The sequence below is a fragment of the Pseudomonas sp. EL_65y_Pfl1_R83 genome (genome assembly GCF_963970695.1).
GTDB lineage: Bacteria > Pseudomonadota > Gammaproteobacteria > Pseudomonadales > Pseudomonadaceae > Aquipseudomonas > Aquipseudomonas tritici.
Genome location: NZ_CAXAQI010000463.1, coordinates 1 through 443, shown reverse-complemented (window position 1 = coordinate 443; position 443 = coordinate 1). Strand labels below are relative to the sequence as shown.

The window sequence follows — 443 nt, the reverse complement described above, 5'->3', positions numbered from 1 at the left end:
GCGAGGATATTCGAGCGCGCGACGCGGCTGTGCAGCACGTCGCCGCAAATCACCACGCGCTGCCCCGCGATCGACCCGCGCCGCCGCCGGATCGTCAGCGCATCGAGCAGCGCTTGCGTCGGATGTTCGTGCTGCCCGTCGCCGGCATTGAGCACCGGGCAATCGACCTTGCCCGCGATCAGCCGCACCGCGCCCGAGGACATGTGGCGGATGACGATGACGTCGGCGCGCATCGCGTTGAGCGTCATCGCGGTGTCGACCAGCGTCTCGCCCTTCTTGATGGACGAGGAGGACACCGACATGTTCATGACGTCGGCGCCGAGCCGCTTTCCCGCGAGCTCGAACGAGGACTTGGTCCGGGTCGAGGCCTCGAAGAAGAGGTTTACCTGCGTCCGTCCACGCAGGACGGTGCGCTTCTTGTCAACCTGGCGGTTGAGCTCGAC

General features: G+C 66.8%; 1 pseudogene. It reads right to left on the bottom strand.

Annotated features, from left to right (window positions below):
* Nucleotides 1-443 (bottom strand): annotated as a pseudogene (pyrB, locus tag AACY08_RS29840) (aspartate carbamoyltransferase catalytic subunit); the annotation flags it as partial.